This window comes from Bacillus sp. S10(2024) (assembly GCF_050473865.1).
In the GTDB taxonomy this organism is placed as follows: domain Bacteria; phylum Bacillota; class Bacilli; order Bacillales; family Bacillaceae_G; genus Bacillus_A.
The window spans coordinates 3,884,951-3,896,552 of record NZ_JBFLUR010000002.1 but is presented as its reverse complement, the minus strand read 5'-3'; the positions used below and the strand labels follow the sequence as shown (position 1 = coordinate 3,896,552).

The 11,602-nt window shown below is 35.4% G+C and carries 3 protein-coding genes; all 3 read right to left on the bottom strand.

Annotated elements, in window-relative coordinates:
• Nucleotides 1–10 precede the first annotated feature (10 nt).
• A complete protein-coding gene (locus AB1280_RS19725; protein WP_429756743.1) occupies nucleotides 11–8,185 on the bottom strand; it encodes an amino acid adenylation domain-containing protein in 8,175 nt (2,724 codons plus the stop codon).
• Nucleotides 8,186–8,200: 15 nt separating this feature from the next.
• Nucleotides 8,201–9,442 (bottom strand): beta-ketoacyl-ACP synthase II, encoded by a 1,242-nt coding sequence (gene fabF / locus AB1280_RS19720; protein WP_272189055.1) that lies wholly within the window; start codon nucleotides 9,440–9,442, stop codon nucleotides 8,201–8,203.
• Nucleotides 9,443–10,047: 605 nt separating this feature from the next.
• Complete coding sequence (locus AB1280_RS19715) at nucleotides 10,048–11,589, bottom strand: NAD(P)-binding domain-containing protein (protein ID WP_429756742.1); 1,542 nt, start codon at nucleotides 11,587–11,589, stop codon at nucleotides 10,048–10,050.
• Nucleotides 11,590–11,602: the final 13 nt, after the last annotated feature.

Here is an 11,602-nt window from a genome sequence, read left to right as displayed (position 1 = left end):
ACTCCCTCCATTATTCTTCAATCCTATATTTAATTCTCTCAACCCTTGTAATAGCTATATTTTTTTTCTTCTTACTATCAAGCAGATGAATTGCTATCTCTTGAATTGTTGGATGTTCAAAAACTGTTCGTAAACTAATATCATAATTTAAACGCTCCCGAACAAAGGAAATCATTTTTACAATTAATAAGGAATGTCCTCCTAATTCAAAAAAGTTATCAGTATGCTTAATGTTTTTACTAGGCAATAATTCTGACCAAATTGCTACAAGTTCTTTCTCTAACGGACACAGATTTCTCTCTTCAGACTCCGTTTTTCTTTCAACTACATATTCTAACAACTGCACTTGATCCACTTTTCCATTTTTGGTAACAGGCAACCTATCAATTTCTATAAATTGACTCGGAATCATGGCTAATGGAAGTTCTCTCATTAATTCCCTACGTAGTAGATTAAAATCAACCTTATCTTTCTCCTTAAATACTACATACGCATTGAGCCTTGTTTCTCCCATATCTTGAACATCTAAGACTAAACATTGTTTTACATTCGTTTGTTTAAGAATTACAGCAGTAATCTCATCTTTATTAATGCGGACGCCTCTTATTTTGATTTGTCCATCGTTACGCCCAATAATTTCAATTCCACCATCTAGACGAAACCTTCCCATATCACCTGTCCGATACAATTTATCCTCTGGGTGTTTTGTAAAAGTACTTTCAAAGAATGCCTCCGTTTTTTTATTAATATATCCTTTTGTACAATATGGTGTTCTAACAATAATCTCACCTGGTTCTCCCACACCACAAAGCTGCCCTCTTTCATTTAAAATCAGCAACTGTGCTTGTGGAATTGGCTTGCCTATCGGAATTACATCAAAATCTAATTCTGCCTGAACCTCAAAAAAACATTTTGCGAGCGTTGTCTCCGTTTGTCCGTAGAAATTATTTATCTGCGCATCAGTTACCTGCTGCCAAGCTTGGACTAAATTAGCTTGTAACCGTTCACCAGCAAAGAAAATATGTCGTAATTCATTTAAATATTCTCCTTTAGCTGAATGATCTAACCAAATCCTTGAAAGAGATGGCACTGCATGGAGTAATGTTATATCCTTCCTCTGTAACCATCCAAGGATATTTGTCTCTTCCTCTAATGGGATACAAAGAGTTGCTCCACTTGTTAAAGGCAAAAATATATCTCTTAGATATACATCAAAAGCTACATGTGTTAATTGGGCAGTGCGATCTTTCGGAGTTACTTGAAATTGTGTCTTTTGCCATTGTAAAAATTGCGCTAAACCATTATGTGTTCCTAATATTCCCTTTGGCTCACCAGTTGTACCTGATGTAAAGAAAATATATGCATCTTCACTTGTACAATTAGAATGAATAGCCATGTCCGGCTCTTCTGTTGATAAAGGAATCATATCCGTTCTAACTATCGACATTCCGAGCTCATTAGCAATTTTCTCATGTTCTGCTGGCATTGGTTCAGTAGCTAAAATACATTTTGCTTGTGCTATCTCTAACATTTGTTTCATTCTTTGCACTGGTACCTGATGATCAATATTAAGAAAAATAGAATTTGCCTGAAGAACTCCTAAAATAGAGGCAATCATTTCAAAACTTCTTTTTCCATATACAGCCACCACTGTCTCAGCCTTTACATCCTTGCTTAAAAGTGCTCTGGCAATTTGTAGAGATCTATGTTGTAAATTGCGATACGTATATTGAACATCTCCTTCCTCGACAGCTACATGATGTGGCATAGTTAAAGCCCATTGTTCAATACTATTAATAACGGTCTGAAATTTTTCTTCCCTCAGCTGCTCTGTTGGGTCCGGTAGTAATACTCTGGCCTGAGGAGTGATTAAAGAAAAATCCCCTACTAGTCCTGATGAAATTTGCAACGTCTGTTCCAGAAGATAAACATACTGATTAAGTAACTCTTCCATTCTCTCTATAGAGAACATATCATTTTGGAAAGCCAAGCTAATATTAAAGTGTTCCAAAGTTTCTTCAATATAGAGTGTCATAAAGAACTTCGATTCAATGGAATCTACAACAACCTCTTGTACCTCCAAATCACCTAGCCTGTAAGTTTTCTCTTCTTCAAAATTCCTATAATTTATTAGGACATCAAATAGTGGATTTCTACTTAAGTTCCGATCAGGTTGAACCTCTTCAACAATCTTCTCAAACGAGATATCTTGATTCTCAAAAGCCTCTATAACAACTTCCTTCATCTGTTGTAATAACTCAAGGTATGTTATATCTTCTTTGATATCAGCTTTCAATGGTAAGGTATTTAAATATAGTCCAACTGAACTTGATAGCTCTTCTAATTTCCGATTTATAACTGGCGTTCCTACAATTATTTCTTTTTGTCCTGACTGCTTACCCAATAACATATTAAATGCAGTCAAAAAATACATAAATGTTGTTACCTTTTGTTCTCTACTAAATGACCTGATTCTCCTTGAGAGTTTTCTATCGAGCACCTTATGAATCGTATAATTTTTCTGTTTAAGGTCATTTACTTGTTTATCTATCGGTAATTGTAGCAAAGGGATAGGACCAGCTAATTTTTCTTTCCAATATAAAACTTGCTCCTTATAATCCTGTTCTTTTTGCTGTTTCATTTGCCAAACAGCATAATCTGGATACTGAGTTGGCTCTTCTATTAACAATTTCATTTCACCCATGTAAAGACGAAGGAGTTCATCTTTTAAAACAGTCAATGACCAACCGTCACATATAATGTGGTGAAATACTAGAATTAATGTATCTTCCTTACGGCTTCTCACTAAACTTCCTCTCACTAAAGGAGCCTGTGATAGATTAAATGTTTGCTGTAATTCCTCTTGAATAATCCCTTGCAAATCACTTCCTTCTAGATATTTTTTCTGTAAGGAAATACTTACTTGAGGTAGTACTCTTTGATATGGAACTCCTTCTCTCTCAACAAATACCGTTCTCAGAGATTCATGTCTAGCTATGAGTTGATTAATACAATGATTCAACCTTATCTCATCTACTAAGCCACTAAATTTCAATACAAGAGGCATATTGTATTTAGTGTCATGATTTAATTTATTTAGAAACCAAATCCGCTTTTGAGCGTCTGATACAGGAATTGGTTTACTTCGATCAACCTTATCGATAGGGTTTTTACGTGCACCTATTTCACATCCCCCTTGAACCTTACTACTTATTCCCTCTATAGTAGGGTTCTCAAATAGCATCTTAACCTGCATATTAGTGTTAAATTCTCTATTAATATCCGCTATAATTTGTACAGCAAGTAGCGAATGGCCCCCTAGTTCAAAGAAGTTGTCCTGAATACCAATTCGTTCTAGCCCTAATCTTCGAATCCAAATACTCTCCATCTTCCTCTCAGCTTGAGTTCTTGGCATTATAAATTGAGAGTTAATTACTAAATGTTCCTTTGAAGGATCTGGAAGGTTATTTCGCTCAATCTTACCATTTGCATTAAGTGGAAAATCTTCTAACTCCACATAGTAACTTGGTACCATATAATCAGGAAGGACTTGTTGCAATTCTTGCTTTATAAACCAAGGATCCGTATTACCTTGTTCCATTGTGTAATATGCTACTAGATGCTGAATATCAGAATCCATCTTCTTTACTATCACTACTGCTTCTTTTATACTCTTTAACATTCTCAGGGTGTTTTCAATTTCTCCAAGTTCAATACGCATACCTCTCAGTTTAATCTGATTATCCTCTCGGCCAACGAACATAATATTTCCATTGGATTGCAAATATCCTCTATCCCCTGTCCGATACATAGATTCTCCTGGATAGAAAGGATCTGAAATAAAAGCCTCTGCTGTTCGTTCAGGATTATTCAGGTACCCTCTAGCTAAACCAATACCAGCAATGTATAAATCACCCACAGTTCCGAGAGGAACTGGCTTCAAGTAACGATCAAGCACATAAACACGGTTATTATCGATCGCTTTACCTACTGAAGAAATTTCTGAAAATTGATTACAAACTGGTTGGCAATCAAAGCACGTAGAATCAATTGATACCTCTGTTGCTCCCCATGAATTAAATAGATTACCTGGCATTTTTTTATAAAACTCATTAATAAGCTCCACTTTTAAAGCTTCACCACTTGAGACAACTATTCTTAAATTGGATAATAATAATTTTTGTTCTGGTGTAATCAAATCCAGCACCATTTGTAGCATGCTAGGGACAAATTGTAACACCGAAACCTTATAATGAATTGCATAATGTATGATACTACTAGGGTCCTTATGTGTATCTTTTGGAATAAGCGCAATAGTTCCACCAACCATCAATGGCCAAAAAAATTCTACTGCAGCATCATCAAATGTCAAAGTAGTCTTTTGTAGAACCACCTCTTTCTCCTTTAACTGATGCTTATTTTGCATCCAGTTCATTCTATTTACCCATCCTTTATGTGTACTACTGACTCCTTTCGGCTTTCCAGTAGATCCTGATGTATAGTATACGGATACAAGATGATCGTGATTTAACGTAACATGCGGCTTGGTATCTGGAAAATTATCAAAATTACTTTCAAGCAAAGAAAACTCCATGTATTCAATGCCTGGACTTTGTAAAGCTACCCGTGATTTCTGTGTTAAACATAGCGATACATTGGCATCGCTAAGTATCGAATACACACGATTTTCTGGAAGTTCCGTGTCAATTGGAAGATACGCTCCACCCGCCTTTAGAATTCCTAACATTGCCACAACAAGTTCTAAAGAACGATCAATTCGTAGTCCAACTGGTGTATCCGGCTTAACTCCTTTATCCTTGAGAAAATGAGCCAGTTTGTTAGCTTTCTCATTCAGCTCCCTATATGTTAGTTGCTGCCCCTCATACTTCACTGCAATGTATTCAGGTGTACGTACTGCTTGTTGCTCAAAAAGTTCATGCAAACAAACAGTAGGAAACTTATTCTTTGTAGGATTAAACCCTTTAATTAAAAGTTCTTCTTCTTGTTTTGTAAGTAATGAAAGCTGCTCCACAGGAAAATCAGAATAATTAATAACAGCAGAAAGTAAATTTAAAAAGACATTTGTAAAACGTTCAATCGCTTCTTCACTAAAAACATCAGTTCGATATTCCCACTTTCCATAATAGCCATTAACGTCCTTCTCAATAAATAAAGTCAAATCAAATTTAGCTGTTCCGTTATGAATAAGTACTGGTTCACTAACATTTAAATGTGGAACTTCTACTAATGAAGGAGAAAAATCCTGAAAAGCAAACATATATTGAAATAATGGTGTTTGGTGTACAGATCGCTGAGGTTGAACCTCCTCTACAACCTGTTCAAACGGTACATCACTATTAGAAAATGCTTCAATTGATGATTTTCGAACAATCTGCAATATATCCTCAAATGACATCCCCTCTTCAATTCTATTGCGAATAACTAACGTATTAACAAAGAAACCTATTAACTCCTCCAATTTTGGATGATTACGACCAGCGACAGGTATTCCTACAGCCAAGTCATTCTCAGAAGAGAGACGATATAGGAAAATCTTGTATAGAGAGAGCATAGCCATAAATAATGTACTTTTTTGTTTTTTACATATTCGCTCTAATTGAACTATTAATTTATGTGGGAATCTAAACGTATTTATATTCCCTTCATAATTACCAGAGGGGATTTTTCTCTGGTCTGCAGCTAATTGAATAATAGGTGCCTCAGTAGATAATTTTTCTTTCCAATAAGTCAGTTGCTTCTTATATAAAGGGCTATTTGTCAAATTATTCTGCCAAGCAATATAATCACTGTATTGAATTCTCTCTTCTTTATTAAGCATTTTTGAATCAATACTTTTTTTATAGTATTCAAATAATTCTGTTTTAAAAACATTATGAGACCAGCCATCTGAGATAATATGATGCATATTAAAATATAAAATATGTCGTTTTTTATTAATTTTAAATAGTTTAAAGCGATATAATGGATCTATCTCAAGGTTAAATGGAATAGCAGCATCATCTTTCATTTCCTTTATTGCTTCTATCATTCCATTTTCTTCACCATGTGCAGATAAATCAATCACATTCAAAACACAATCTTTATTAAAATTAATTATCTGATACGGTACTCCATTTCCCGAAAAGAAATTACTTCTTAAAATCTCCTGTCGTTGTATTACCTCATTTAAACCTTTTTCCAACGACTTAACATGTAAGTCTCCCTCGATCTCTATATAATTCGGCAAACTATATAAAGAATTTAAACCTTCTAGTTCATTAATAAACCACAGTCTTTTTTGTGAATATGAAAGATCCATACGGGTATTAGATGTGACACTTGGAATTAATTCTATCTGCTCTGAATCAGATTTTTGCTCTTCAATAAAGTCACTAATCTTACGAACGGTTGGATATTCAAATAGATGTTGCAATGTTATAAAAATATTTAAATCTTCTTTTATCCGAGCAGCAAACCTTGCGGCAAACAAAGAGTTCCCCCCTATGTTGATAAACGATTCATTAAGGCCTACCTTGTCCAACTTAAGAAGTTCTCCCCATAAATTAGCGATAAATTTCTCTGTAGTAGTTACAGGCTTTTCACTTTCTTCAATAATGCGTAAGATTTTTGGATTCGGTAGATCGTTTCGATTTATCTTTCCATTAAGGGATAAAGGTAAGGTTTTTAGTTGAACAAAAAACGATGGGACCATGTGTTCAGGAAGTAACTTTCCAACATCTATTCTCGTCTCCTCTTCATTCCATTCTTTCCCTTCAACTAACGTTATATAAGCTGATAAGTATGTATGATTCTCTTCATAAAACGTAGCTACAACGCACTGTTTAATATGGGGAAGGCGCTCAATAATAGCTTCGATTTCCCCCAATTCAATTCTTATACCACGAATTTTAACCTGAAAATCGCTTCTTCCCACATATTCAATTGCACCATCGTGACGAAATCTACAAATATCACCAGTTTTATATAACTTTTCTCCATCTTTGAATGGATTCTTAATAAACCTTTCATCTGTCAACTCCGGCTTGTTATAGTATCCTTTAGCAACACCTATTCCACCAATATACAGTTCACCATTAATTCCTGTTTCCTCAATGGGTACCTTATTCTCGTCCAGTATATAAAGCTGAATATTACTAATAGGGTATCCAATCGGTACCATCTTTCCTGATTCTCGTCCATCACATTTCCAATGAGAAACATCAATAGCCGCTTCAGTTGGTCCATATAGATTATGGAGTTCTACTTTTCCCATTTTCAGAAAAAATGTTTGTTCCATCGACTTAGTTAGTGCTTCTCCACTACAGATAACTCTTTTTAAAGACGTTTGCTGTTGTTTTGATTCCCAAGCATCTAAAAAGATTTGTAGCATAGATGGTACAAAGTGAACCGTTGTGATTTGATACTCCTCAATCACTTTCATAAGATAATTTGGGTCTTTGTGCCCTTCTGGTTTTGCTATTACTAGAGTTGCCCCAGAAAGCAATGGCCAGAAAAACTCCCATACCGAAACATCAAAACTGTAAGGCGTTTTTTGCAAAATACGGTCCATGTCTCCTAAGGAAAATTCTTTTTGCATCCACTGAAGACGATTATTAAGAGCAGCATGTGTATTCATTACACCTTTAGGATTACCGGTCGAACCGGATGTATATATGATATACATCAAATTTTCGGGTTTTACTGATGACTTAGGGTTGATTTTAATTTGATTCTCCAGTTCTTCACATTGGTCTAAAAAAATACATTTTTCTTGATTTAAAGATGATATAAATAATTCATTCTTATCTTTTGTCGAAATAATAAATGATGGCCTAGAATCCTCAAGCATATACTCCAACCTTTGTTTTGGGTATGACGGATCCAAAGGTATATACGCACCTCCAGCCTTCAAAATCCCTAATAATGCAACTACCAAGTCTAAAGAGCGTTCCATGCACACTCCCACTGGTGCTTCAAGTTCTAAATCCTTTTGAATTAAAAGGTTAGCCAATTGGTTTGCTCTTTCATTCAGTTGTTTATAAGAAAGAGCTTCTCCTTCAAAAATAACCGCTGTTCTTTCAGGCGTTAATTCAACTTGTTTCTCAATTAGCTCATGGATGCATAAATCCATGTTTAAAAAACTTTCTACGTTATTCTCTCTAGTTCTTCTTGCTATTCTGTTCATTTAATCCCCCTTGTTTTATCCATTATATTTTTTTACAACAAGACAAGCGTTATGTCCGCCAAATCCAAATGAATTACTCATTACTGCATTAACCTTGTGTACTTGCGCCTCATTAGGCACATAGTTTAAATCCATCCCTTCGTCCGGTTCCGTATAATTAATTGTTGGAGGAACAATATCATTTTGTAGAGCTAGAATACTCGCAATTAACTCCACAGCCCCGGCACCTCCAAGCAGGTGACCAGTCATGGACTTAATAGAGCTAACTGGAACTAACTTAGCGTGATCCCCCATCAATTTTTTGATAGCCATTGTTTCAATATAATCATTAAGTCTCGTACTTGTTCCATGAGCATTGATATAGTCTAAATCATTCGGTTTCAAGCCAGCTTCTTTTAGCGCAAGTTTCATTGCCATTAGTATCCCTTCACCTTTACTATCTGGCGCTGTCATATGATAAGCATCTGTCGTCGTTCCATATCCAGCCAATTCGGCTAATATCGTCGCTCCTCTTCTCTTAGCAAACTCCTCCGATTCCAGAACTAACACGCCTCCTCCTGCACCAATTACAAAGCCATCTCTATTTTTATCAAATGGTCGACTCGCTTCTTGAGGAGCATCATTCCTAGTAGAAAGCGCCTTAATTTTGGAGAAAGAGGCTACATCAATTGGAGTAAAGTCCCCTTCTGTCCCCCCTACAATCATGACATCAGCCTCATCATGCTTTATGGCTCGCATTCCTTCACCAATACAAGTGGCTGCAGTTGCACAAGCAGTTACAAATGCTCCACTCTTTGCCTTTGCACCTACACGAATAGCAATTTCATTTGATGTAGCATTAATTGTCATTCCTGATGCTAAGTAAGCACTTATACCTCTTGGCCCTTTCTCCAAGAATTTCTTATAATTTTTCATGAGCATATGCATACCACCTGCCCCTGAACCTACCATAGTCCCAATACGGTATGGATTAATTTTACCTATAGGTAATTTTGCTCCTTCAACAGCTTGCCTTGCAGCTATTACCCCATATTGTGCAAACTTATCCATACGATTAATCTCTTTAGAATTAAAGTAGAGTCTTGGATCAAATCCCTTCACTTCTGCACCTATTTTTGTTGTATAACCTTCTGTATCAAAAGAGCTTATATACGCTACTCCACTTACACCACGGAGCACATTATGCCAAAAGGATTCCACATCATTGCCAATTGGCGTAATGACGCCCATACCTGTTACTACTACACGCTTCCCCATTGATAATCTCCTTTACTTTGAATTAAATATTATTCTACAAAGCTGTACGTATAACCACATCCGTATTCTCCGCAACCTTTAAAAAATAGAAAACTGTAGTAATAACAAAGATTTTGACTCAATATTCAAAAAGAAAAAAACAACAAATGGCACAAGTACTGAGCCTTTGAAATGATAGCTCTTTCACGAAAAGGGGCAACCATTTGAATTCTATACTAGAAAATTCAAACTAGACGTAATGGTATATCCTCAAACGCTATCAAGTACTTCTCTATTTAAAAAGACTACATTACGTTCATACACCTTAGCCGTACAACAAAATTTTAGAAACATGTGACGTAAAAAGCAGTCTCTCTTGCAAAGAAAACTGCCTTGATCACGCCTATATTGAACTTAACTCCTCAAAACGAATAGTTTGTAACTATGACAAGTGAGCTCAGAATTTAAGTTAAAACAAATCATTAAAGATTATATTTACTATAATTAAGATCAATTTCAATCTAAGCTCAATCAGTTTGTCACTCAAGTATCAACTTACGCTGACTGCATATTTTTTTATGTTATCTACTAAAAAGTAAAATCACACTCCCCTTTTTCTTAATTATTTACGCATGTACAACTTCTATTTGATTAATAATTCCTTTAATGAAAGGAACATACTTTTCTTTATCAAAACGTGATTCTAAGTGTTCTTCTAAATGGTTTTCTTGGATATCTCCCTCTGTTTTCACACGAATAACTGGATGAATATGAACACTTTGAGAAGCGTCACCTGGAACACGTGGAATGTTTAAAGTTTCCTGAAACTTATGAATATCTCCATACTCAAGGGTTACAAATACAAATACTTCACCTTCTTCTACTTCCATACCTTCGAATTCATGTGATGTACGATGCCCCATTTCTTTCCACTGACCATTCTTATTTTGTAATAATAGTCCCACTAAGGCAGGCTGAAGCCATAATTCTCCTGAATTATTCAATTCATCCAAAATTAGCTCTACTATACAACCTTCCACAGGCTTGGTTCTCGTTTCAGCTATGCCTAATTTTTCAGTTAGATGGTGAGCAAGGATTTTAGAATTATAACGGAAACCATGGATGAAACCACTTGTAGATGTACTTTTATAATCCAAACCATGTGTTTGTACTCCTGCAAAATATAAATTTTCAACTTCAGTAGATTCAAATACTCCATTAATAGAAGGAAATTTCTTATGAAGAATATTAATCTTAAAATCTTGAATAAGTGATTCTATATTTGCTTCAAATCCAGTTGCAGCAACAATCTCATTGAAAAATAATTTCTCTACTTCGCCATTGGCATGTACGTATGCTACAGTCACGTCAAATCCGCCTTCTACTTTTTCAATTTTCTGAATGCAACAATCAAGTAGAGCCGCCTGATGTTTTAATTGATAATTCTCTGCAATAATAGAATTTACAGCTCGAAGATTACCAACATAATGTGTTTGATAAGCTAATTTTGCCGGAGTTGGACTAGCTAACATAATAACATTTGCTTCATTTAAAATATCTAATGCACTTTCACTGCCACTATTTCCTTTTCCAATAATTAACACCCTTTTATCACGGTAATATTCTTTTGGTTTCATATCTTCATACATTGTAACCATCTCAATACCTTCAACCTCAGGCTTACTCGGCTTTAGTCCCGTCGCCACAACAACTGTACGACTTAAAAATATTCCTTTTGTCGTTTCCACTTCAAATAAACCCTGGTCGTTCTTTTTTGTCCCTGTCCATTGAGTATCATATTGAACCGGTAACTCATACTTACGTACTAAATCCCCTAACATTTGAACGACAGTTTCTCGACGCGGATAAAAGTCCACGCTATAATTACGCATTAAAATATCTTTATCTTTTGTAATTAAGCTATTCCAATCAAAGCGTTCTGCATAACGACTCTTATAAGGCTTCCCTGAATATAACTTATTGTTACTGATTAAATTACCATGAACTGGGAATTTACTAAATGAATGTCCCACCTCATGAGCGGCTTCAAGAACTACCATATTAGGCTCTTTTCCTTGTTCTATACATAATTCTTTATAAGTTAATGCCAATTGTATGCCACCAGGTCCCCCACCAATAATTACTACATCGTGAATAAGTTTATTCATTTCTAACAACTCC

Bases quoted from the DNA above. Each gene is read 5' to 3' on its own strand.
- AB1280_RS19725 (WP_429756743.1), bottom strand. From the start codon at position 8,185: ATGAACAGAATAGCAAGAAGAACTAGAGAGAATAACGTAGAAAGTTTT.
- fabF (WP_272189055.1), bottom strand. From the start codon at position 9,442: ATGGGGAAGCGTGTAGTAGTAACAGGTATGGGCGTCATTACGCCAATT.
- AB1280_RS19715 (WP_429756742.1), bottom strand. From the start codon at position 11,589: ATGAATAAACTTATTCACGATGTAGTAATTATTGGTGGGGGACCTGGT.